14 protein-coding genes and 1 pseudogene are annotated in these 24,735 nt (G+C 48.0%); 9 read left to right on the top strand and 6 right to left on the bottom strand.

Features of this window, described 5'->3' with window-relative positions; genetic code table 11:
* Positions 1–257 precede the first annotated feature (257 nt).
* On the top strand, positions 258–2,423 hold the full coding sequence (locus QUB25_RS10820; RefSeq protein WP_333183281.1) for a ShlB/FhaC/HecB family hemolysin secretion/activation protein: 2,166 nt from the start codon (positions 258–260) through the stop codon (positions 2,421–2,423).
* A gap of 176 nt (positions 2,424–2,599) precedes the next feature.
* On the opposite strand, the gene QUB25_RS10815 is transcribed toward QUB25_RS10820, so the two are convergent.
* The 4 genes and pseudogenes from QUB25_RS10815 to QUB25_RS10800 form a co-directional block, all read right to left on the bottom strand.
* Positions 2,600–3,043 carry a hypothetical protein gene (locus QUB25_RS10815; RefSeq protein ID WP_333183279.1) on the bottom strand — a complete coding sequence of 148 codons (444 nt, stop codon included), beginning with the start codon at positions 3,041–3,043 and terminating at the stop codon, positions 2,600–2,602.
* A 46-nt stretch (positions 3,044–3,089) separates the two neighbouring features.
* Positions 3,090–3,303 (bottom strand): annotated as a pseudogene (locus QUB25_RS10810) (DUF433 domain-containing protein).
* Positions 3,304–3,428: 125 nt separating this feature from the next.
* Positions 3,429–3,845 carry a PIN domain-containing protein gene (locus QUB25_RS10805; RefSeq protein ID WP_333183278.1) on the bottom strand — a complete coding sequence of 139 codons (417 nt, stop codon included), beginning with the start codon at positions 3,843–3,845 and terminating at the stop codon, positions 3,429–3,431.
* On the bottom strand, positions 3,845–4,072 hold the full coding sequence (locus QUB25_RS10800; protein ID WP_006633944.1) for a hypothetical protein: 228 nt from the start codon (positions 4,070–4,072) through the stop codon (positions 3,845–3,847). Before QUB25_RS10800 ends, QUB25_RS10805 begins: the two co-directional genes overlap by 1 nt.
* 255 nt (positions 4,073–4,327) lie before the next feature.
* On the opposite strand from QUB25_RS10800, the gene QUB25_RS10795 reads away from it, so the two are divergent.
* From QUB25_RS10795 to cruG, 8 genes are all read left to right on the top strand, one after another.
* The gene (locus QUB25_RS10795) at positions 4,328–7,231 is read left to right on the top strand and encodes a two-partner secretion domain-containing protein (RefSeq protein WP_333183276.1); all 2,904 of its coding nucleotides are present in this window, start codon (positions 4,328–4,330) and stop codon (positions 7,229–7,231) included.
* Between the two features lie 75 nt (positions 7,232–7,306).
* Entirely contained in the window at positions 7,307–10,198 is a 2,892-nt protein-coding gene (locus QUB25_RS10790) for a two-partner secretion domain-containing protein (protein ID WP_333183274.1), read from the top strand.
* Between the two features lie 65 nt (positions 10,199–10,263).
* The gene (locus QUB25_RS10785; RefSeq protein WP_333183272.1) at positions 10,264–13,155 is read left to right on the top strand and encodes an S-layer family protein; all 2,892 of its coding nucleotides are present in this window, start codon (positions 10,264–10,266) and stop codon (positions 13,153–13,155) included.
* A gap of 65 nt (positions 13,156–13,220) precedes the next feature.
* The gene (locus tag QUB25_RS10780; RefSeq protein ID WP_333183270.1) at positions 13,221–16,139 is read left to right on the top strand and encodes a two-partner secretion domain-containing protein; all 2,919 of its coding nucleotides are present in this window, start codon (positions 13,221–13,223) and stop codon (positions 16,137–16,139) included.
* A gap of 108 nt (positions 16,140–16,247) precedes the next feature.
* A complete protein-coding gene (locus tag QUB25_RS10775) occupies positions 16,248–18,863 on the top strand; it encodes a CHAT domain-containing protein (RefSeq protein WP_333183269.1) in 2,616 nt (871 codons plus the stop codon).
* A 27-nt stretch (positions 18,864–18,890) separates the two neighbouring features.
* The gene (locus QUB25_RS10770; RefSeq protein WP_333183267.1) at positions 18,891–19,016 is read left to right on the top strand and encodes a hypothetical protein; all 126 of its coding nucleotides are present in this window, start codon (positions 18,891–18,893) and stop codon (positions 19,014–19,016) included.
* Positions 19,017–19,097: 81 nt separating this feature from the next.
* Positions 19,098–20,039: a gamma-carotene 1'-hydroxylase CruF gene (cruF, locus tag QUB25_RS10765; protein WP_333061128.1), complete on the top strand. Its 942-nt coding sequence runs from the start codon at positions 19,098–19,100 to the stop codon at positions 20,037–20,039.
* A gap of 400 nt (positions 20,040–20,439) precedes the next feature.
* Positions 20,440–21,651 (top strand): 2'-O-glycosyltransferase CruG, encoded by a 1,212-nt coding sequence (gene cruG / locus QUB25_RS10760; RefSeq protein WP_333183265.1) that lies wholly within the window; start codon positions 20,440–20,442, stop codon positions 21,649–21,651.
* A gap of 302 nt (positions 21,652–21,953) precedes the next feature.
* Here the strand turns inward: cruG and QUB25_RS10755 are convergent, their stop codons facing one another.
* Both QUB25_RS10755 and QUB25_RS10750 read right to left on the bottom strand, forming a co-directional pair.
* Positions 21,954–24,209 (bottom strand): transglycosylase domain-containing protein, encoded by a 2,256-nt coding sequence (locus QUB25_RS10755; protein ID WP_333183263.1) that lies wholly within the window; start codon positions 24,207–24,209, stop codon positions 21,954–21,956.
* Between the two features lie 337 nt (positions 24,210–24,546).
* The gene (locus QUB25_RS10750; protein WP_006635506.1) at positions 24,547–24,669 is read right to left on the bottom strand and encodes a photosystem II reaction center protein J; all 123 of its coding nucleotides are present in this window, start codon (positions 24,667–24,669) and stop codon (positions 24,547–24,549) included.
* Positions 24,670–24,735: the final 66 nt, after the last annotated feature.

Below are 24,735 nucleotides of genomic sequence, written 5' to 3'. Positions count from 1 at the left end.
GTTTTGCAACAAAAAAAAATTGGTTTTTTTTACCGTTTACGATCGACTTACACGATATTTTTTCGGATAAGAACCCGGTTGGTGCGTAAGTCTTGGGAAATGAACAGCCGTCGATCGACCTTTTGGTTTGTAGCGTCGCCGAAACTGTTGGCTGCGACGGCTGTTTCCTTTTTTGCTGTTAAGATTGATTTTTACTTGAGGGTGCTCAGTTCCTGAAAATATTTTCCCCCACTTAAGCGAGATAATAATTATATCCTATGGCTTGTCGCTCGCAAAAACTATTTTTATTCGCTGGCATTTTTGGGTTAGTTTTGTTGGCCAAACCAGCGAAAACATCCGCTAGCACCGTTGAAATTTTGACATCAAATGTTGAGGATTTGGCAGCAGTTAGCAGCGGAGGCGATCGAGCTTTAGCCCCTAACGAAACCACTTTTGACAAACGCCAAGACTTGCCGGTAAAAGACGAGGAAACCCAGTTACCCACAGAGTCAGAACACTCAGTGGCGACGGAAACTCCCGACTTACCGCCGTCTGCGGCAAATTCAGTCGATGTGACATCTTACAGCATTCTCAAGAACAGGCAAGATGCCTGTTCCACAACGAGTGACTTTTCTTGTGGGGTGGGCATCCTGCCCGCCCGTAAAAGGCTTATTGACAATGGTGCAACATCTCAGACCGATCGCACATTCAGCACAAAAACTCAAGAAACCCAGCTTTTTAACTCAGATCAAAAGCTAGAAGAAAATATTGACCGACAAAAAATTGATTTGGGTATCGATCAAGCCTCGCAACTCAGTCAACTGCCCAACCCAATTTTGCCGCGAGAACCCGAATTACCAGCTCCTGAGCCGCCGCAACCGCCTGCGCCGTCTCCCCTCCAACCCACCCAGCCAGCACCAGTTGAAAGCGAAATTAGACCGGGGATTCCGGGTACAATTAAGGTCGCTGGCTTTGAATTTGAGGGCAACACGGCTTTTAGCGATCGCGAACTCGCAGAAGTTACGCAACAGTTTGCGGGCCGCGAAATCACCTTTGCGGAACTGATCGCAGCCGAAGCAGCCGTCACTCAAAAATATGTAGCGGCAGGATACATCAATTCCGGCGCTGTAATTCTCGCCAACCAAACCTTTCCGAGAGACGGAGGTGTGGTGAAAATTCGGATTGTAGAAGGCGGATTAGATGAAATTGTGATTACAGGAAACAGGCGCTTAAATTCCAATTACGTGCGATCGCGCCTTGAGCGCGCTACCAGACGGCCCCTGAATCGCGATCGGTTGCTGGAAGCCTTGCAACTGCTGCAACTAGACCCCTTAATTGCCAATATTTCCGCCGAATTGCAAGCCGGAAGCCGCCCGGAAAACAGCCGTTTAGAAGTGCGGGTAAAAGAAGCAGACAGCTTTAACGGTGAAGTGTTCGCAGACAACAACCGATCGCCCAGCGTCGGCAGTTTTCGGCGCGGTGTTCGCATCAATCAAGCAAATTTACTCGGTTTGGGCGACGGACTAGAGGTATCTTATGCTAACACCGACGGCAGCAATGAATTCAACGGCAGCTACACAGTCCCCGTCAACGCGCGCAACGGCACGATTGGGTTCGCTGCGAGTGCTGCTAGCACCAACATCATTGAGGAACCGTTTGATGCTGCTGAAATCGAGGGGAAATCGCGGACTTACGAGTTAACTTACCGCCAGCCGATTGTCGAAAAGCCCGATCGCACTTTGGCTTTGGGACTGAGTTTTTCGCGGCAAGAAAGCGATACATTCCTGTTGGGGGAACGGTTTGCGCTTTCGGCGGGAGCAAACGATCGCGGCGAAACCCGGGTTTCGGCTGTGCGCTTTTTTCAAGAATACGTGCAGCGGAGTTCCAGCCAAGTGTTCGCGGCGCGATCGCAATTCTCCCTCGGTACTAATCTGTTCGGCGCTACTGCGAACGATAGCGGGCCAGACAGCCGCTTTTTGGCGTGGCGCGGACAAGCCCAATACGTGCGGCTGCTAGCCCCAGAAACCTTGCTGATTGTGCGTTCCGACATTCAATTAGCCGATCGCCCCCTGCTTTCCCTCGAACAAATTGGGATCGGCGGCGTTCAAAGCGTGCGCGGATACCGCCAAGATTTGCTCTTAACTGATAGCGGTGCGATCGCGTCTGCAGAAGTGCGAATCCCGGTTTGGCGTGTCCCGGAAGTCGAAGGATTGTTGCAAGTCGCCCCGTTTATCGATTTTGGGGTAGGGTGGAACCATTCAGGAGAAAAGCCGAATCCTGAGTCGGATAAACTGCTGGGTGCAGGTTTGGGGCTGGTTTGGCAGATGGGCGATCGGTTGAATGTGCGTTTAGACTATGGTATTCCTTTGATAAATGCTCGATCGGGCGATCGAACTTTGCAGGAAAAAGGCCTATACTTTCGGATTAATTACTTTGCTTTCTAAATTTTAAGTTGGGTTGAGTGCGATCGAACCCTTGGCTTCGCTTCGCCCAACACTTCTCAAAATTCTGATTTATAGCTATTAAAAATTTATTGTCCGAGTATATAACTATCAACTACGAGATAACGCTTGAGTTAAGCGGTCCCGCTGCGGGGTCGGCTTGAAAGAATTGTTAGCCCTCAAGGCCGCGACTGGCTAATCTCTTCAAGCACTCCGGTTTGACCGCTGTTACATTTTCCAACTAGCAGCGAAATTGTGCTTGAGTAATTTTTCATAACAGAGAAGCGTGTAGCAGTAATGCGTACATTCTTGCCTTCAAGTGAATAAACAATTTTAGAGTAGGTGCTGTAGTCACCACGGGCCTTTGCAACGGGCATGGCTGCACGAATTAGGTCTTTATATTTCGGTGCTGGAAACTCCAGGGTTCGCTGCCTCCCACCTGGGTAAGTCCGCACATTGCGAATCAGTGCTGTGTCGCAGTAAAGATCAGCTACGGCTGGATCAAATGCGCGCTCAAGCGATTGATAGTTAGCAAACACTTTTTCAGCTTTGTTTAGCTCGTTAGCTAGCACCGGATTTGTAAATAGCAAAATGAAGAGAATAGATTTCGTTAAGATTTTCATGAATAGTCCAAAGATTAAAATTAACGCCTAATATATAAAAGTAATTTCATGCGGATAAGGTCGGGGTCATAAACCGACGCTCACGGTCAGCAGCATAAGCTATGCAGGCTTTTAAATATTCTCGCGTCAGATCGGGGAAATCGCCCTTGAATTTCTGCTTCAGTCATCTCGGAAGCTAGGTACTCCAGCACTTCATAAACCGTAATTCGCAAGTCGCGTACACAAGGCTTACCACCGCGTTTATTTGGTTCGATCGTGATGTGGTTTCAGTAGTTCATAGTTGGAATTATCGTCATTGTTTTCTCAACTTTTGCCAAATCTTAGCCTAGGGCTGCGGATCTGGCAAGGTTGTCAATCTTGTTTTTAATACGATTTAACCCTTATTCTACGTCCCTAACTGCTGCAACAACTCTTGAATGGATAAAACAGGTATAGGCGAACTCAAGAAACCTTTATTATCACGGGTCAGAATCGCATTTAACCCTTGAGCAACTGCACCAAAAATTTGAACAGCATCTTCAAAATCAACCAAACCAGAGTTGAAAGCTGATTCCAAAACCGCTCGATCAATAGGACAAATGACCATAGCAGTCAGCGTTTCTAAAACCGCTTGCCGTGCTTGCTCAACGCTGCGAGTATGTTTGCAAGAAATGTAGAAAATATCCGTGAGCGTTGTCGCTGTAACATAACCGATTAGTTGCCCAGCATCGATCGCTTGAAACAACAACTCCGCATCTTGAAAAAATGGCTCTCGCTGCAACAGAAAATCTAGGACAATGTTGGTATCAATTAAAACTCTCACTAAAGATACTTCTCCACCCGCCGCGCTTCCAACATTGCAGCCACGTCCTCATCTGTCGGTGCGGGTTGGTCTGTCTTTAGCAAGCCTCGCATCCGCTGAATCGCACCAGAACGATCGGCCCTGGCAACTGGCTGATCTTGTAAGGACTCAATGATGGCGCCCACTAACGCAAGGCGATCGCTCGGTGGCAGTTTGAAGACCAGCTCCTTGACTTCTTGTAGTAACATAGACGGCTCCTAAGATTGAAGGTGTCTACCATCTAGTATGAATGATCGGACGCATATTCTACACACATATTTAAACAGAAACAGATTTCCTCAGCCGTCGCACTGAAAAAAGCTATCTTTATTATATTTGGGAAAAGTCCACTTTAGGGGTGAAAGAGAGTCGATCGAACACTGGGGCGATCGCACTGATATAATCCAAATATATAATTCTGATGAAACCGGAAACGATATTATTTATATAACAGGATTTAAGCTATGTCTCGCCTCTCTTCCGGTCTACTTTTTGTTTTCTTATTACTATTTCCCTCGAAAACCTTTGCCCAAATCATCCCCGATAATACCCTGGGCCCGGAAAGTTCGCGGACAGTTCCCGATACTATCAACAACTTACCCTCAGATAGAATCACTGGCGGCGCAACTCGCGGCGTTAACCTCTTTCACAGCTTGCGCGAATTTAACATCCGTGAAGGGCGGGGAGCTTATTTTGAAAATCCCAGCGGAATTACCAACATATTCACACGCGTTACGGGCGGCAACCCTTCAAATATTTTAGGAACTCTGGGAGTTTTAGGCAACGGCAACTTATTTTTAATTAATCCGAAAGGAATTATATTCGGTCCGAATGCGCGGTTAGATTTGCGTGGCTCCTTTATCGGTTCAAGTGCTGACAGTATTGCGTTTAATAACGGCTTTGAATTCAGCAGCACCAACCCGCAAACATCCCCGCTGTTAACAGTTAATATTCCTGTTGGTTTAAGATTTAGAGACAATCCGGGTGCAATTGTCAATCAATCGACGGCTGTAGGGAAGGTAAATCTCCCAGCCTCTGCTGTACCAATCCCGATTAGCGATCGAGTTGGTTTAGCAGTAGAACCAGGTCAAACTTTAGCACTGATTGGCGGCGACATCCAACTGCAAGGCGGCAATTTAACCGCCAGCGGCGGACAAATTTTACTCGGTAGCGTCGCCAGTCCCGGTTTAATTAATTTTGCACTGGCTCCTCCTGTTGCTCAGCAGGGGAATTTAGCTTTAAATTATGACAATATTCAAAATTTCGGCAATATTCAAATATCCGATGGAACGCTTATCAACACCAGCGGAATTGGTGGTGGCAGAGTAGAGTTAAAAGGTGGAAATGTCGCCCTCAGCGGTGCGCGAATTTATGCGCTGACACTGGGAAATATTGATGGTAGAGGTATCGATATCAGCGCTCAAAAGTTGCGAGTGGAAAATGGCACGCAATTTTCTACTTTGACTCTAGGAGATGGTGCAGGAGGTAATATCAACTTCCGCGCTGCTGATTCAGTAGAAATGAGCGGGCTCGGAGTTGAAGGCTATCAACAGGTTGCAATTAAATATTTGGTATCGGGAACTACAGACCCATTTGACCCGCTAATGATGCTGTTTAATGCTAGTGCTGGTACTGGTTCGGGGGGGAATATTACGATCGACACCGGCCGCCTGCTCTTCAACAATGGGGTAGTAGGTAGCGGCATCGCTTTTGGCGGTGGAAATGGCGGCAATTTAATTATTCGCGCCAATACTTTTGAGATGGTGGGTTCTGGCATTAACAACGGGACAGCTAAAGAAAGTAGCGGTGCGGGAGGAAGTATTAGTGTTGATGTGGCGAAATTAATTATGCGCGACGGTTCTATTCTGGGTAGCACCAGCTACAGCAGCGGCCCGTCGGGGAATATCAACATTAAAGCTGCTGAATCAGTAGAATTGTCTAACACCGGCCCGACAACAGTTGTGTCAACGGGAATCAGCACCCTGAGTATCGGCTCTAACGGAAGGGCGGGGAATATTAACGTCGATACCAAGCGGTTGACTCTCTCTGGAGGTTCTGCGTTTACAGTAGGAACGGGTGTGTTAATTGGCAGGTTTTTGTTTTCTCAGGATGGGGGGCCTGCTGGAAATTTAACAGTTACGGCTACTGAATCAGTAGAAATTTCAGGTATTTCTCAACTTTTGACCAGCGGAATTCAGAGTGCTAGTGCGCTGAGTTCTGGAACTTTGAGCTCTAGTCCGGGCGGGGAGATTCGCATTGATACGCCAAGCCTAACCGTGCGGGACGGGGCGGTAGTTTCTACGAGCTCTTTGGGGGTGGGAGATGGGGGGAATATTACTGTTAATGCCGATCGCATCGAGGTCAGCGGCAGCGGAAATAATGGTCTTTTTATCAGTACAATTGATGCTTCGGTGGGCAAGATATTTGGTACTAATTCCAATGCTACGGCAAATGCCGGTTCGTTGAATCTGAATGCCGATCGACTAATTGTCAGAGATGGAGCTACAGTGACAGTGCAGGCTACGGGAACCGGACGCGCTGGTAATATTAATGTTGTCGCAAATTCGATCGCTCTTGACAACAAAGCGATGATTGACGGCACGACTGTATCCGGTACAGGAGCAAATATTAACCTGCAAGCACGAGACATCCAATTGCGCCGCAACAGCCGAATTACCACGGATGCAGGCACTTCTGACGGCGGCAATATCAACATCAACAGCGACATTCTTGTCGCCCTCCCGCAAGAAAACAGCGACATTACAGCCAACGCCCGCACAGCAGGCGGCGGCCGCGTAAATATCAATGTCCCCAATGTTTTTGGCTTTACAGCGGCGAGTCGCGAACAAGTCAGAAACAGGTTGGGACTCAGTGACGCCGAATTTGCAGCGTTGCAAGTAAGTCCTACATCTCTGCTTCCCAGCAGCGACATCGCCGCGATTTCCCAAAGTGGTGGGCCGGCTTTGCAAGGGGCGGTAACATTTAGTTCTGTTGGAGTGAATCCCGTTCAAGGTTTAGTGGAACTGCCGCAAAATGTGGTGAATCCCACTGCGTTAATTGCTGCAAATCCCTGCATCCAAGGAGCCGAGAACGAGTTTACTGTGACGGGGCGGGGGGGATTGCCACCAAGTCCTAATGAAGTTCTCAGCAGCGCTGCATCGCCGTTTCCTTGGGTGGAACCAGCGGTAGGTGAAAGTCAGCAAGTCGAAGGCAAAAGAGCATCCATAGAAGTTCGGCCAACAGAAATTATTCCCGCTCAAGGTTGGGTAATGGACGATCGAGGACAAGTAACGCTGGTAGCCTATAATTCACATGGTGGTGCATCTATTCGCAATCCGAAATCGACGGGTGTTTGCGTACCTCGATAGATACTCTTTAGGTTTTAGCTAATCCCTCGCTATTTTCTTAATTTCTCTTAAAATTAAATTAACCAGACTTCAAAAATGCAGCCCCTATCTTCCGCCCTATTTTGTGCATTTTTACTGCTGTTTCCTGTCCCCGCGATCGCCCAAATCATCCCCGATAATAGCTTGGGTGCAGAAAGTTCGCGCACAGTTCCCGACACTATTAATAATTTACCCTCGGACAGAATAGAAGGCGGTGCAAGTCGCGGCGTTAACCTCTTTCATAGCTTGCGCGAATTTAACATCCGTGAAGGGCGGGGAGCCTATTTTGCCAATCCTAACGGAATTGCGAATATTTTTACCCGCGTTACTGGTGGCAACCCTTCTAATATTTTAGGAACTCTGGGAGTTTTGGGAAACAGTAACTTGTTTTTAATTAACCCAAAAGGAATTGTCTTCGGCCCCAATGCGAGGTTAGATTTGCGGGGTTCATTTTTAGGAAGTTCTGCTGATAGCGTAGTTTTCGATAATGGCGAGCAATTCAGCAGCAGTAATCCGCAATCATTACCGCTGTTAAATGTCAATATACCTATCGGTTTAAACTTCCGAGAAAATCCGGGTAAAATCATTAACTCTTCAGCAGCGCCCGCCTTGAATTTACCACAATTACCTCCGGGAATTCCGCCGATTTTCAATAACATGGGCTTAGCAGTTGGACCCGGACAAACTCTCGCCCTAGTGGGCGGAGATATTGAATTAAATCAGGGAACACTCACTGCATCTACCGGACAAATTTTGCTGGGTAGCGTTGCTAGTCCGGGGATGGTTGGATTGGGCACAACGCCATTGGGATTAAGTTTAAACTATGACAAGATTTCCAACTTTGGTAATATTGAAATAACCAACGGCTCACTGCTCAACACCAGTGGAATCGGTGGTGGCAAAGTCGATATTCGAGGTGGAAATGTCAACCTCAACAATGGGCGAATTTATGCACTGACTTTGGGAAATATCGACGGCAGGGGCATCGATATTAATGCTCAACAGTTTCGGGCCCAAGGTGGAGCGCAAATCTCCACGCTGACAGCAGGAAGTGGTGCGGGAGGCGCTGTCAATATCCGGGCTACCGACTCAGTAGAAATGCTTGGAATTGGATTAGATAACTATAGAGTGTTTGGTGGTAACTATACGGTATCTGGCTCTTTCGACCCTTTTGACCCACAACTTCTGCTGATAACTGGCACTAATAGCATGGGAGCCGCCGGAAACATCACGATCGACACGGGACGATTGCTGATGGACAATGGAAGCGCATTGACTACCACCACGTTAGGTGCTGGCAACGCCGGAAATATTACCATCCGTGCCGGGGTTCTAGATATGGTCGCTTCTGCAATCCACAGCGGCCCACTTTTGGGGAGTACGGGTAGGGGAGGAAATATCACCTTTGAGGGAAAACGTTTAACCGTAAGCGACGGTGCTGCTGCGATCAGCATCACCCGCGGTGAAGGAGGAGCGGGGAATATCAACATTAAAGCTTCGGAATCAGTAGAAGTCCTGCGGACTCCCACGGGAAGTCCCGTAGCAAGTTTAATTGGGTCAACTGCGAGCGGTGTGAATGGGCAAGCCGGGGACATTAATATCGACACGAAGCGGTTGATTGTCTCCGAAGGAGGCGGAATTAGTTTATCTAGCGGAGCAGTTGTGGGCAACCAACCGTTGAATACAACTGGGGGGCCCGGAGGTAATTTGACAGTTAGGGCCACTGAGTCAGTAACAGTCGAGGGTATTTCTGGAGTTTTGGCGAACGGGAGTCGGAATCCCAGTTTCATCTGCGCTGATGCCAATACTGCTAATCGGGGAGGGAGTATCAACATTTCTACACCTGTACTGACTGTCCGGGGTGGGGGAGTTATTAGCACTGCATCTTTAGGCAGCGGAGAAGCCGGAAGCATCACAATAAATGCGGGTCGTGTAGAAGTTATTGGGAATGGGGGTCAAGGTGAATTTAACAGTCAAATTCAGACTTCCGTTGGGATTGCCTCTGAGCTTATAGATCCTAATGCTACGGCTAACGGAGGTTCGTTGAATCTAAATGTCGGGGAATTGATTCTTCGCAATGAAGGAACACTCAATCTGCAAGCTTTGGGATCGGGACGGGCTGGTAACATTAACGTCAAAGCAGACTCAATTTTTCTTGACAACCAAAGCAGCATTGACGGTAGAACGGCATCCGGTTCCGGAGCAAATATTAACCTCGAAGCACGAGATATCCAGTTGCGCCGAGGGAGCAGAATTACAACGGATGCAAGTATTTCTGAGGGTGGTAATATCAACATTAAAAGCGATATTCTGGTCGCCCTCCCGCAAGAAAACAGCGATATTACTGCTAATGCACGATCGGCTCAAGGTGGTCGCGTTAATATTAATGTTCCCAATGTTTTCGGGTTTACATCAGTCAGTCGCGAACAGGTGCGAGCGACTTTGGGATTAACAGATGCTGAATTTGCAGCGTTGCAAGTAAGTCCGACTTCTCTAATTCCTACCAGCGATATTGCGGCGATTTCCCAAAGTAGCGGCCCGGATTTGCAAGGTACTGTAACATTTAGTTCTTCAGGGGTGAATCCTGCTCAAGGTTTAGTTGAACTGCCGCAAAATGTGGTCAATCCGGCTGCGTTAATTGCTGCAAATCCCTGCACGCAAGGGGCCGATAGCGCATTTACCGTCACTGGGAAAGGAGGAGTGCCTCCAAGTCCTAATGATGCCCTCAGCAGCCCTCTATCGCCGTTGCCTTGGGTGGAACCAGCGGTAGGTGGAAGTCAGCAAGTAGAAGGCAAAAGAGCATCCATAGACGTTCGGCCAACAGAAATTATTCCCGCTCAAGGTTGGGTAATGGACGATCGAGGACAAGTAAGGCTGGTAGCGTATAATTCTGGTGGTGGTGCATCTCTTCGCAGTCCGAAATCGACGGGTGTTTGCGTACCTCGATAGGTACTCTTCAGGTTTTAGCTAACCCCTCGCTATTTTCCTAATATTAAATTAACCAGGCTTAAAAGATGCCCCGCCAATCTTCCGCCCTATTTTTTGCCTTCTTACTGCTGTTTCCTTTCCCTGCGATCGCTCAAATCATCCCAGACAGCAGCTTGGGTGCAGAAAGTTCGCGCACCGAGACCGACACGATTAACAACTTACCATCGGACAGAATAGAAGGCGGTGCCACTCGCGGCGTTAACCTCTTTCACAGTTTACGCGAATTTAACATCCGTGAAGGGCGGGGAGCCTATTTTGCCAATCCCAGCGGAATCACCAACATATTCACCCGCGTTACTGGTGGCAATCCTTCTAATATTTTAGGTGTCTTGGGAGTCCAAGGAAATGCCAACTTATTTTTACTTAATCCCAAAGGAATTGTCTTTGGCCCCAACGCTCGGTTAGATTTGCGCGGCTCATTTGTCGGTTCAACTGGTAGCGGAATTCTATTTGATAATGGGTTTGAATTTAGTGCAGCTAATTCTAATGCAGTGCCATTGTTAGCGGTTAATATTCCTGTGGGTTTAAGATTTAGAGAAAATCCCGGTACAATTGTCAACTCTTCCCAAACACTGGCTCCTACATCAGCCTTACCGCCACTTCCCATAGAAATTCCTGCGTTTGAAAAACTCGGTTTAGCAGTAGACCCCGGTCAAACTTTAGCATTAATTGGCGGTGACATTCAAATGCAAGGAGGAAATCTAACTGCTTATACCGGACAAATTCTTCTCGGGAGTGTCAACAGTCCAGGTTTAGTGCAATTTGAACCAACAGCTTTAGGTCTGAATTTAAACTATCGCAATATTCAGAACTTCGGCAATATAGAAATGAACGGTGCATTTATAAATACCAGCGGATTAGGAGGTGGGAAAGTCGATATTCGAGGGGGAAATATTAATCTTAATGGTTCAGGAATTTATGGACTGACACTCGGAAATATTGAGGGTAGAGGCATTAATATCAATTCCCAAAACTTGCGACTAGAGGGGGGATCGCAAATTTTCGCTTCCACACTGGGAGAGGGAAGAGGAAGCGATATCAACATCCGCGCTACTGACTCAGTAGAAATGATCGGCTTGGGAATTGAGGGCTATCAGCAGCTTACAGAAAATTTTCAGACATCTGGAACAGGCAACCCCTTTATTTCGCAAATCGTTCTGTTCACTAGCGCTATTGGCAGTGGAGCAGCCGGAGATATTAACATTGAAGCCGGACGGCTGTTGATGAGCAATGGGGTAGTGGGTGGTGCCCCCACCTTTGGTGCTGGGAATGGCGGAAATTTGAGTATCCGCGCCAACACCGTCGAACTCGTCAGTTCAACGCTCTATAACGGCACAACGAACGAAAGCACTGGTCAAGGCGGAAACATCACTGTTGAAGCGCAACGGTTAATTCTGCGCGAGGGCGGTGCGTTTGCCAGCTTCAGCCTTAGTGATGGAGCATCGGGAAATATCGCGATTAAAGCGAGTGAATCTGTGGAATTATCGGGTAGTCTTCCTGTAGGTCTAGGGCAAACTCGGCTCGGCACGAATACTTTTGATGGTAATGGAAAAGGTGGGGATATTACGATCGACACTAAGCGGTTGAGTGTTTCTAATGGAGCCACAATTAGTTTAACGACGGGTGCAATTTTTGGCGAAGCCGTGTTTTCTACAAGCGGGGGGACGGGAGGAAATTTAACTGTGAGAGCCTCCGAGTCTATAGAAGTGAGCGGCGAGTCACGATTTTTGGAAAATGCGGGCTATGTAGCAAGTTCTTTTGTTACTCAAACTGCAAGTTCTGGTAGAGGTGGAGATATCCGCCTGTCAACACCTAAACTAACTGTGCAGAATGGCGGCGTTATTTCTGCGGCTTCTTTGGGTATAGCAGATGCAGGAGATATTACAATTAATGCCGATCGCTTACAAGTGCAAGGTATTGGGAGCAACAGTCGGTTGAGGAGTGGAATTGAAGCCTCGGCTGGTAGGGCCTTTAATGCTGTCAATTCCAATGCTAGCGGAAATGCAGGCTCGTTGAATTTGAATGCTAATCAATTGATTATTCGGGATAGTGCAGTGGTTAATGTTCAGTCTTTAGGAACAGGTAGGGCTGGCAATATTAACGTTGTAGCGAACTCCATTGCCCTGGACAATAAAAGCATAATCGATGGCACAACGGTCACTGGTTCCGGTGCTAATATTAACCTGCAAGCGCAAGATATTCAGTTACGGCGCGGTAGCCGAATTACCACCGATGCAGGTGTTTCTGAGGGTGGTAATATCAGAATTAATAGCGATATTTTGGTAGCTTTACCGCGAGAAAATAGTGATATTACAGCTAATGCTCGCACAGCTAGGGGCGGACAAGTTACGGTCAATGTACCAAATATATTTGGCTTTACAAGCCTTAACCGCGAACAAGCCAGGAGTAGTTTAGGATTAACAGATGCTGAATTTGCAGCGTTGCAAGTAAGTCCGACTTCTCTAATTCCTACCAGCGATATTGCGGCGATTTCCCAAAGTAGCGGCCCGGATTTGCAAGGTACTGTAACATTTAGTTCTTCAGGAGTGAATCCTGCTCAAGGTTTAGTGGAACTGCCGCAAAATGTGGTCGATCCGGCTGCGTTAATTGCAGCAAATCCCTGCATCCGAGGGGCCGGGAGCGCATTTACCGCTACTGGGAAAGGAGGAGTGCCAGCGAGTCCTAATGATGTTCTCAGCAGCAATTATAGCCAGTTTAATTGGGTGGAACCAGCGGTAGGTGGAAGTCAGCAAGTAGAAGGCAAAAGAGCATCCATAGACGTTCGGCTAACAGAAATTATTCCCGCTCAAGGTTGGGTAATGGACGATCGAGGACAAGTGACGCTGGTAGCGTATAATTCAGGTGGTGTTGCATCTCTTCGCAGTCCGAAACCGACGGGTGTGTGCGTACCTCAATAGGTACTCTTCTGGTTTTGGCTAACCCGTCGCTATTTTCCTCATGCTAAATTAACAGGAATTAAAAGATGCCCCGCCAATCTTCCGCCCTATTTTTTGCATTCTTACTGCTGTGCCCTTTCCCTGCGATCGCCCAAATCATCCCAGACAGCAGCTTGGGTGCAGAAAGTTCGCGTACAGTTCCCGATACTATCAACAACTTACCCTCAGATAGAATCACTGGCGGTGCAACTCGCGGCGTTAACCTCTTTCACAGCTTGCGTGAATTTAACATCCGTGAAGGGCGGGGAGCCTATTTTGCCAATCCCAGCGGAATCACCAACATATTCACCCGTGTTACTGGTGGCAATTCTTCTAATATTTTAGGAACTCTGGGAGTTTTGGGAAACAGTAACTTGTTTTTAATTAACCCCAAAGGGATTGTTTTTGGTTCCAATGCGAGGTTAGATTTGCGTGGTTCATTTTTAGCAAGTTCTGCTGATAGCGTAGTTTTCAATAATGGCTATCAATTCAGTAGCAGCAATCCGCAATCATTACCGCTGTTAAATATCAATATACCTATCGGTTTAAATTTTCGAGAAAATCCGGGTAAAATAATTAACTCTTCAGCAGCGCCCGCCTTGAATTTACCACAATTACCTTCAGGAATCCCGCCGATTTTCAATAACATGGGCTTAGCAGTTGAACCAGGACAAACACTCGCCCTAGTGGGCGGAGATCTGGAATTAAATCACGGAAGTGTCACGGCCTCAACCGGACAAATTTTGCTGGGTAGCGTCGCTAGTCCGGGGATGGTTGGAGTGGGGGCAACCCCATTTGGATTAAGTTTAAATTATGACAAAATTGCCAACTTTGGTAATATTGAAATCACCAACGGCTCACTGATCAATACCAGTGGAATCGGTGGCGGCAAAGTCGATATTCGAGGTGGAAATGTCAACCTCAACAATGGGCGAATTTATGCACTGACTTTGGGAAATATCGACGGTAGGGGCATCGATATTAACGCTCAACAGTTTCGGGCCCAAGGTGGGGCGCAAGTATCCACTCTGACAAGAGGAAGTGGTGCCGGAGGCGCTGTCAATATCCGGGCTACCGACTCAGTAGAAATGAAGGGGATTGGATTGGCTCTCTATACAGTTTTTGCCGGTAAGTATTTGCTATCTGGATCTATCGCCCCTTTTGACCCCCAACTTGTCCTAACCACTGGCACTGCTGGCATGGGAAATGCCGGAAGCATTACAATCGACACCGGAAAACTGCGGATGGACAATGGAAGTGTATTGACTAGCGGCACCTTCAGTACGGGTAGCGCCGGAAATATAACCATCCGTGCTAGGGTTTTCGATCAAGTCAGTTCTGCGGTCAACAGCGGCACATATTCCGGGAGTGCGGGTGAGGGAGGAGATTTTTCCTTTGAGGGAGGGCGTTTAACCGTAAGTGATGGTTCTGCTTTACTGACCATAACTCGCGATCGAGGATCATCGGGGGATATTTACATTAAAGCGAATGAAGCAGTAGAAGTGCTGCGGACTCCTCCTCGAAGTCCCGTAGCAACCTTAATGGCTTCAACTGCCGGCGGTGTGAATGGGCAAGCTGGGGACATTAATATCGACACGAAGCGCTTGAGGATTTCAGACGGAGGCGGAATTAGTTTATCTAGCGGATCAGTTGTGGGCAACCAACCCTTTAATACAACTGGGGGGCAAGGAGGTAATTTGACACTTAGGGCTACCGAGTCAGTCACAATAGAGGGTATTTCTGGAGTTTTGGCGAACGGCAGTCGGGGCCCCAGTTTTATCTCCGCTGATGCCAACGCTGCTAATCGGGGAGGGAGTATGAATATTTCTACACCCGTCTTGACTCTCCGAGGTGGGGGGGTGATGACTACTGCATCTTTAGGCAAAGGAGAAGCCGGAAGCATCACAATAAATGCGGGGCGTGTAGAAATTATTGGTAATGGGGGTCAAGGTGAATTTAACAGTCAAATTCAGACTTCCGTTGGGATTGCATCTCGCGTTAGAAATCCCAATGCTACGGCTAACGGAGGTTCGTTGAATCTGAATGTCGGGGAATTGATTCTTCGCAATGGGGGAACTCTCAATCTGCAAGCATTGGGTTCAGCACGGGCTGGTAACATTAACGTCAAAGCAGACTCAATTTCCCTTGACAATCAAAGCAGCATTGATGGGAGAACTGAATCCGGCGCTGGAGCAAATATTAACCTCGAAGCACGGGATGTCCAGTTGCGCCGAGGCAGCAGAATTACAACTGATGCAAGTATTTCTGAGGGTGGCAATATCAATATTAAAAGCGATATTCTGGTGACTCTCCCCAATGAAAATAGCGATATTACGGCTAATGCGCGATCGGCTCAAGGTGGTCGCGTTAATATTAATGTCCCCAATGTTTTTGGGTTTACATCAGTTACTCGCGAACAGGTGCGAGCGACTTTGGGATTAACAGATGCTGAATTTGCAGCGTTGCAAGTAAGTCCGACTTCTCTAATTCCTACCAGCGATATTGCGGCGATTTCCCAAAGTAGCGGCCCGGCTTTGCAAGGTACAGTAACTTTTAGCACTTCTGGGGTGAATCCTGCTCAAGGTTTAGTGGAACTGCCGCAAAATGTGGTCAATCCGGCTGCGTTAATTGCTGCAAATCCCTGCATTAGAGGGACCGAGAGCGAGTTTAACGCTACTGGGAAAGGAGGAGTTCCTCCAAGTCCTAATGATGCCCTCAGCAGCCCTCTATCGCCGTTGCCTTGGGTAGAAGACGCAGGAAGTTCGGCAACGAGCAATTTAGAGGATTTAACCGATGTAACCGATCGAGGGAAGAAGGAAGAGGGGGAAATCCGGGCTCGGGAAGTTGTTCCGGCGCAAGGTTGGGTGGTGAATGCGAAAGGAGAAGTTATGCTTGTTGGATATAATCCGGGTAATGCTGCTGACTCTCGCAATCCTCGGCAGAATTCTGGTTGTGTGCCACGTTGAAATTGGTTGTTTTTTAACCGCAGATGTAGGCGGATTAACGCAGATAAAGAATAAGATTGATTAGAGTTAATTAGTGTGTGTCTGCGGCTGTAATTTTATTTTTTAAATATGAAGTTTTCCCGATCGCTCCGGCAAGTAATTCTGTTATTTGTGATTTCCTGTCTGCTAGCAGTTGCGATTCCTCCCGGAGTTGCTCAGGTTAATCCACCACCAGCGGTGCAGCTTGTCCGTCAAGCTCGAACTCTTTACCAAGAGGAACGTTTTTCGGAAGCTGTACCGCTGTTGCAGCAAGCGGCGGCGCAGTTTGAGGCCAAAGGCGAAAATCTTGATCGCGCCACAGCTTTGAGCAATTTAGCTGCAACCTACGGGCAGTTGGCGCTTTGGGAAGAAGCAGAAAAAGCTGTAAATTCGAGTTTGTCTGTTGTGCGAACACAGGCAAAAACTCCCGAACAGCAGCGGATTTTGGCTGAAACTCTCAACATTCAAGGACAGTTGCAACTCGAACGGGGGCAGACTCAAGATGCGATCGAGATTTGGACGCAAGCTGCTAAAATTTTCGAGCAAATTGATAGAAAACCCCAATTTTTTCAAGTTCAAATTAATCAAAGTCGGGCTTGGGAAATTCTCGGACTTTACCCCAGGGCTTGCAAAATGCTGTTAGCTTCCTTCAAGCTGGAAAACCAAACTTGCGAAGTTTCGGCAGCGGGTTTGGAAACTTTGAAAAATGGGTCGGTTTCTCTCGAACAAGTCCGGGCCATTCATGCTTTAGGGCGGGTGCTGCGGGTTTTGGGACAACTGGAACGATCGCAGGATGTGCTGTCGGTTGGACTGGAAGCGGCCCAAAAATTAGGTGCCCGGCCAGAGGAGGCTGCAATTTATCTCAATCTAGGGAATACGGTACGGGCTAAAAGCAATAAACCGGGTTTGACACCAGAACAGCGGGGTGATTGGGAACGCTTTGCCCTAGAGTATTATGCTCGATCGGCGCAGGCGATCCCGGATCGAGCGCTCCTACACATTCAGGCAAAGTTAAACCAATTGAGTTTGTTGGTCGATCGCGAAGATTGGTCTGAGGCAGAAGCTTTGTGGCGTTCCATCGAACCTCAAGTCGCTCAATTTGGCTCGAATCGCGCTGGACTTTACGCTCAAATTAATCTAGCTCAAAGTTTGATGAAATTAGCTCAGTCGCCTGCGAAAACTTTGAGTTTAAGCGAGATTGACACAATGCTCGATCGCTCTGTCGAAAAAGCAAACAGTTTGGGCGACAAACGAATAAAAGCTTATATTCTGGCAGCGAAAGGCAAACTATCGGAAATCCAACAGCAGTATCAGAAAGCGGAAAATCTCACAACTGAGGCTTTGAGTTTAGCACCGGCGTTTCAATCTCCCGATATTGCTTACCAATTGTTTTGGCAACTGGGACGGATTCGGAAAGCTCAGGGAAATATAGAAGGGGCGATCGTTCAATATACTCAAGCTGTCAATATATTGTCTTCTCTGCGGGGCGATTTGGTGACAGTCAATCCCGAAGTGCAATTTTCGTTTCGGGAAAGTGCCGAACCGGTTTATCGGGAATTAGTCGGGCTGCTTTTGCAAGAGGAATCTCCCAGTCAAGCTAAATTGAAACTAGCGCGCCAAACGGTGGAATCTTTGCAGTTGGCGGAATTGGACAACTTTTTTCGGGATGCTTGCGCTGATGCTAAACCAAAGTCGATCGAGGAAATCGATCCGACAGCGGCGGTGATTTATCCGATTATTTTGAGCGATCGTTTGGAGGTAATTTTGTCAATTCCCGGCAAACCTCTGCGCCGCTACGCTACTCAGAAGTCTCAAGCCGAGTTGGAAACTGCCTTCAGACAAGCCAAAAATACCATCAGGCCTGCTGCTTTTCCCCGCAACAGGAGGCAAGCGGTTGAACAGGTTTACGACTGGTTAATCCGCCCTGCAGAGGCGGATTTGACCACCAGCGGGATTAAAACCCTGGTATTTGTGCTCGACGGTTACTTGCGGAATCTGCCGATGGCGGTGCTCCACGACGGTGAAAAGTTTTTGGTAGAAAAATACAGCATTGCTTTGGCGCCGGGATTGCAACTGCTGGCACCGAAACCGCTGAACAAAGTCAAGTTAAAAGTGCTTACCGCTGCCCTCTCCGAAGCGCGTCAAGGCTTCTCGGCTTTGCCGGGGGTGAAGGAGGAAATTCAACAAATTGCAGCCGAGATGCCGGCGAGTTCGCTGCTGAATGAAGATTTTGTCAGCGGGCGGTTGCACGATCGAATTAAAGCTTTGTCTTACCCGATCGTCCATTTGGCAACTCACGGTCAGTTTAGCTCGAATGCGGCGGATACTTTTATTGTGACTTGGGATCAGAAAGTGAATGTTAAGGAGTTCGATCGACTGCTGCGAGCCCGCACTGGGGAGAAACAACAGCCGATCGAACTTTTGGTTTTGAGTGCTTGCGAAACTGCTTCCGGCGATAACCGCGCGGCTTTGGGTTTGGCCGGGGCCGCAATTCGATCGGGTGCCCGCAGCACCGCCGCCACCCTTTGGCAAGTCAATGACGAATCTACAGCTATCTTTATGACTGAGTTTTACAAGCAACTGGCTTCTTCTAAAACCAGCAAAGCTGAAGCCCTCCGCAACGCTCAATTAACTCTGCTGAAAAACCAACAGTATCAGAATCCGTATTTCTGGGCACCTTTCGTGCTAGTGGGCAATTGGCAGTAATCTTCGATCGGGAATGGGGCATTGGGAATGGGGCATCAGGAATGGGGCATCGGGAATGGGGCATCGGGAATGGGGCATCGGGAATGGGGCATCGGGAATGGGGCATCGGGCTTGCAGTCAACTGACAACAGTCAACTGACAACAGACAACTGACTGAAATGCAGTTGGTTTTTTGTTAAAGTTTGTAAACTGTTAAGAGTGCTTTCTGCATCTAATATTTTTTCGAGGAGTCCCATGAAGCAACTTTTGATTGCTGAGCGCTTTTGCCTGATTGCCCACGTCTTGTCAATGGCTTTTGGATTGGCAGGGTTGCTGCTGATTTTACCCCGTCCCGAATTGGTGATGAGTTTGCCACCAGCAGGGCAAACGCTATTCCAGTGGGGGATGGCTGGGGGTGGAGTAGTTTATATCATCTTTGGTGCAGCAGCGGTTGCTCTGTATGCCTTGCGGACGTTGGGTTGGGGTGCAACTCTGGCTTTTTTACTGCCTTCTGTGTTTTTGTCCTTGAGTAGCGAGTTGTTGGGAACGAGTACGGGTTTTCCTTTCGGCCACTACCATTATTTGAGCGGTTTGGGTTACAAAATTGCAGGGCTGGTTCCCTTTACAATTCCCCTCTCGTGGTTTTATCTGGGATTGGTTTCCTATGTAATTGCTCGCGCTGGATTAGCTGGCGGTAAAGGTGAACTCAACTGGGTGCGCCAAATAGGGGCGATCGCCCTTGGTGCTTTGCTGCTAACAGCTTGGGATTTTGTACTAGATCCGGCGATGAGTCAAACTTCTGTGCCTTTTTGGGAGTTTGAGGAAATTGGGGCTTTCTTTGGGATGCCTTACCGCAATTTGGCTGGCTGGATGGGTACGGGAGCGCTATTTATGTCTGTAGCAGCTTTCTTGTGGAGAAAAACACCGATTAAATTAGAGCGATCGGAATTGGGTTTGCCCTTAATTGTTTATTTGGTAAACTTTGCTTTCGGAGCAATTATCACTGTAACTTCGTTGGATTCTCGGTTCTGGTTCCCGACATCGCTAGCGGTGCTTCTGGGCGTAGTTCCGGCGATCGCGTTAAGCTGGATCGCTAAACCCGCAGCAGGTGACGTAACCGAAACAATGCCGTCTTTGGAGACATCTGTTATCGCGGCTGAAATTCCACCTCAGCCCGTTGGCGTTTTGCGTAAGTGAGTTGCTAGCAAGCAACTGCCGCTGATTTAGCAAAAATTTACACTAAATTTTGAGCTAGTTTAAAAACCCGGTTTCTACAAAAAACCGGGTTTTTCAGTGACGATTTTTTCATTCCCAATTCCTGTAATATGTTTGAGGTCAAAATTTTATTAAATTTTTAAATTGATACTACTTACAAAAAAAATTAACTGTAAATAAGCTTCCATTCCATATCCCAATACGGTTCAGTTAAGCTCGATCCCCCCTAACCCCTCTTAAAAAGGGGGGGACAAGAACTTACTCTTGCGTCGCCCTTCTTAAGAGGGATGCGAGGGGGATCTCCGAGAAATAAATAGTTTTAACCCAACCGTATTGACCTATATCCAGTAAGTCATTCCCAATTCTTCAATTCTTTAATAGTATGGTTTCCCCGATCGCCCCGAACCTGTTCCCCCAACTGCTGACAACTATCATTCCTGTCGCACTCCTGCTGCTGCAATTGCCCGCCGCAGCCCTTCTGATGTCGCGGTTAATTAAAGGCCCATCGCGCATTCCGCCCCTGGAACCCGATGCGCCGACGCTGGATTTGTTAGGTTCTTGTACTGCGGTAGTACCGACTTTGAACGAAGCCGATCGAATTTCGCCTTGTTTGGAAGGATTGAGCCGCCAAAGTTACGAACTCCGAGAAGTAATTGTGGTTGACAGCTATTCGGTAGACGGAACCGGAGATTTAGTCAAAGCAGCAGCACAAAAAGACCCCCGGTTTCGCTTGATTAACGACGATCCGCTGCCGGCGGGTTGGGTAGGGCGTCCCTGGGCGCTAAATGCGGGTTTTTTGGCAAGTTCCGAGAAGTGCGAGTGGATTTTGGGCATCGATGCGGATACTGTGCCGCATCCGGGTTTGATTGCGAGTTTACTCAAAACGGCGAAAGCTGGAAATTACGATTTGATTTCGCTGTCGCCGCAGTTTATCCTCAAGTATCCGGGGGAGTTGTGGCTGCAACCTGCTTTGTTAATGACTTTGGTTTATCGGTTCGGGCCGACGGGGACTGGCGGGGATGTGCCGGAACGGGTGATGGCGAACGGTCAGTGTTTCTTGTGCAAGCGCGAGGTTTTGGTGGCATTAGGGGGCTATGAGGTCGCTAGGGGTTCTTTTTGCGATGATGTGACTTTGGCTCGCTATGCGGCTGCTAAGGGCTTTAAGGTGGGCTTTTTGGATGGGGCAAAAGTGTTGAAGGTGCGGATGTATGAGGGGGCGATCGAGACTTGGAATGAATGGGGTCGATCGCTGGATTTGAAAGATGCTGCTTCAAGCGGTCAAATTTGGGGCGATTTGTGGCTGTTGCTGGCGGTTCAGGGTTTGCCGGTGCCGATTGTGTTGTGCTATTTGCTGTTTGGTTCGCTGCCGCCGGTTGGTGTCTTTCCGCACTTTTGGCTGTTGGGATTGAATGTATTTTTGGTTGCGGTGCGATCGGCTTTGTGTTTGGCGATCGCTCCTTCTTACGATACAACTGGGGCATCTGGTAAATGGCTGTTTTGGCTGTCACCTTTGGCCGATCCGCTGGCGTTTTTGCGAATTCTAATTTCTGCTTTAAATCAGCCTACTCAGTGGCGCGGCAGAAAGTATGAATAATCATTAAATTTTTGCTACTTTTTTTTATAAACGAAAATATGTGCGATCGCTGTGGAGACGAACAAACCAAGCCCTGAAAAAATCCTCGCTCAGTTAATCTTAATCAGCCTGGGAATCAATAACGTATTGATGTCATTGCTCGCGGGGATGGTTAGCTGACGCGCCCTCTTAGAAAAGCAATCGCAGCATCTATTTTTCAGGGATTCTGCGTTTAGGATTCGGAGATTGAGTTGACAAGCTGTACCGCATTTAAATTGTATATTTCAATTCCGTATCAAAATTCGTCCAATCCCCGCATCCACTCAACGTGCCACCTGCCGCATATATTCCCCCCACAACTGAGCGGCATTTGAACTACCTCCCCCAGTCGGAGAATTATCATCATTTCCCAACCAAACTCCTGTCACCAGTTGCTGGCTCGGAATGTAACCGACAAACCACAAATCTCTATTATCATTAGTCGTGCCTGTTTTTCCAGCTTCTCCCAACCCCAAAGCCGCACTGCTGCCCGTACCTCCACGCACAACACCTTGCAGCATATCAGTCATCGTATCCGCTACGGCTTCAGAAACTAACTGCCGATTGGCAATGCCATCTTTTTGATAGTCATAAATCACCCGGCAACTATTAAAATTATTTCTATCTTTGCAATCGCTGCTGTCAATAATTCGCTTAATTACGTGGGGGCGATTTCCCAAGCCCCGATTGGCCAAAACACCGAAAGCACCCGTTAATTGCAACACATTAACTTCACTTTCTCCTAATACTAAACCCGGGTTAGAACGCAGTTCAGAAGTAATCCCCAAACGCCTAGCCATTTGCACTACATTTTCTAAGCCGACATCTTGTTGTGCTATTCTCAAAGCAATTGCATTTTCCGACAACGCCAAGCCGCGATACATATCCGCACTGCCGCTGGTTCTTTCGCAGGCGCTATAACTTTGTCCGCCCCAGGAAAGGGGGGCGCAAGAATAAGTTTTATCGGGTGAGATTCCCTGTTCCAGGGCGGCTGCATAGGTGAAAATCTTAAATGTAGAACCAGGCTGTCTCAAAGCTTGGGTAGCCCGATTAAACTGACTTTTCAAATAATCTACGCCCCCAACTAAAGCTAAGACTTCTCCGGTTGTACTATTGAGAGTAACCACGGCTCCTTGAGAAAAACCTGCACTGGCTCCCGCGTTTTCAACAGCATTTCTGAGGGAACTTTCCGCCAACTTTTGCAGGCCGGGGTTCAAACCTGTTTCTACAATAAAATTGCCTTCTCGGGCTAACTGCTCCCCCAGCAAAAACTCCAACTCGTCAAATACATAACTGTAGAAATAAGGAGCGATCGTACTTTGCAGATATTGGCGGGCTTTAGGATTGATCTCAATTCGCGATCGCCTCGCGCGATCGGCTTCTTCCTGAGAAACCGTCCCCAGTGCCCGCATCCGTTCGATTACCCGATCGCGGTACTGTACCGCCAACTGATAATTTTGAATCGGATTAAAACTGTTTGGCGCCGGCAAAATGCCCGCCAAAGTTGCCGCCTCTGACAAAGTTAAATCCTTCGCCGACTTGCCAAAATAAAACCGAGCCGCATCCTCAAAACCGTAAAGGTCAATTCCCAAAAACACGCGATTCAAATAAGTCAGCAACAGCTCGTCTTTGCTGTAATAATTCTCCAGTTTCAACGCAACTACAGCTTCCCGTAACTTGCGTCCCGCCGAATCTTGAGTTCCCACATAATCTCTAAACAAACTCCTCGCTAACTGCTGCGTCACAGTGCTGCCACCTTCGCGAATTCCTCCCCCGCGAACATTAGTCAAAAGCGCGCGCAAAACTCCGATCGGATCTACCCCCAAATGCCAATTGTAGCGGCTGTCTTCCGAAGCAAGTACCGCCTTGGATAAATAAGGCGAAAAATCCTCCAATTGCTTTAATTCTAAGTGAGCGTTATTCTGAGGAGGACGCAGGGGAGTTTGCCCGTCGCGCGCGTAAACAATCACGGGGCCATTGATACTTCTCGGCAGAGGCCGCACTTGAAACTTTGTCGATTCCATCCCTACCAACACGGCAATCAAAGCCGTGATTCCGCTGACGCCGTAAAAGCTGTAACGCACCAGTTCCAAATACCAAGGCGGCGGATATACGAATTGAATTCTGACCGCGGCGGCTAGTTCCGGCGGCCCTAAAGTGAACACGTCTCCGTGACGCAGGGACATACTTTTAACTCGCCTTTTGCCATTGTAAATGCCGTTTGTGGAGTCTTCATCTTTGATGACAAAAGGAGTCCGCCGCCGAGTATCGCGCGACAGGGATAAGTGCACGTGACTGACAACGGGATTGCGAACCACAATATCTGAAGATTTTGACGATCGACCTAACAAATATCGATCGCCCAACAGCGGATAAACCTCAGCTTTAGCTGCACCCGCATCCTGTACCCAGAGTTCGGGTACTTTGGCGTTTGGTTTCAGCGCTAGCTGGTTAAAATTAACCTTGGCAATAGTCTGGACTGCTTGGGTAATCGCACCCAAGACGGTTTGAGGTTTGCGGGGCGGCGGCGGTGGGGTCATATTTCGCTGTGCACTACGATCGAGCGATCGGCTCTTGCACCATTCTACTCGCAACTTTTGGCTAATTTCACGATCTGCCTACACTCTTAAGGCGATCATCGGCTAGTGGTGATCGATTTTGGGGTTATTGGTGAACCCCCAAGGCGAGGAGTTTCTTGAGCAAATCTCCACCCAACTACCAAAAACCCCCCTCTCACCAGATGATTTAATTCTCATAAACTGGCCAAAAAATCCACACTATCTATAACAGTTATCCCCGATTTACTCACACAATTCGCATAATTAAAACCCCCCTTTTTCAAGGGGGGTTAAAAGCCAAAAATCAGCTTGATTCTCCTTACATCGAAGAACCCAAACCGGCATAAGCACCGTAGAAGAAAAGACTCACAATGCTCAGAACACCGAGACCAGCGACAGTAGCTACCAGCCACAAAGGAATTCTTCCACTTTCACTAAACATAGCCATCACCTCACTAATTTACAGCTAAACAAATTCGATGGAACTATCGAAAGCCAACTCAGACAC

Origin of the sequence: Microcoleus sp. B3-D7 (genome assembly GCF_036705305.1) — a bacterium.
In the GTDB taxonomy this organism is placed as follows: domain Bacteria; phylum Cyanobacteriota; class Cyanobacteriia; order Cyanobacteriales; family Microcoleaceae; genus Microcoleus.
Note: the sequence above shows the minus strand (reverse complement) of the source record. Positions and strands in the feature narration are given on the sequence as shown.